Source organism: Escherichia sp. Lx600-2 (assembly GCF_036662595.1).
Classification (GTDB): Bacteria; Pseudomonadota; Gammaproteobacteria; order Enterobacterales; family Enterobacteriaceae; genus Escherichia; species Escherichia coli.
Genome location: NZ_JAYQWM010000258.1, coordinates 1 through 491, shown reverse-complemented (window position 1 = coordinate 491; position 491 = coordinate 1). Strand labels below are relative to the sequence as shown.

Here is a 491-nt window from a genome sequence, read left to right as displayed (position 1 = left end):
AGTTGCAGGGTATAGACCCGAAACCCGGTGATCTAGCCATGGGCAGGTTGAAGGTTGGGTAACACTAACTGGAGGACCGAACCGACTAATGTTGAAAAATTAGCGGATGACTTGTGGCTGGGGGTGAAAGGCCAATCAAACCGGGAGATAGCTGGTTCTCCCCGAAAGCTATTTAGGTAGCGCCTCGTGAATTCATCTCCGGGGGTAGAGCACTGTTTCGGCAAGGGGGTCATCCCGACTTACCAACCCGATGCAAACTGCGAATACCGGAGAATGTTATCACGGGAGACACACGGCGGGTGCTAACGTCCGTCGTGAAGAGGGAAACAACCCAGACCGCCAGCTAAGGTCCCAAAGTCATGGTTAAGTGGGAAACGATGTGGGAAGGCCCAGACAGCCAGGATGTTGGCTTAGAAGCAGCCATCATTTAAAGAAAGCGTAATAGCTCACTGGTCGAGTCGGCCTGCGCGGAAGATGTAACGGGGCTAAAC

At 53.2% G+C, this 491-nt stretch carries 1 rRNA gene; it reads left to right on the top strand.

From position 1 onward, the window contains the following. Nucleotides 1-491: ribosomal RNA gene (locus OQV04_RS24870) — 23S ribosomal RNA — on the top strand; the annotation flags it as partial.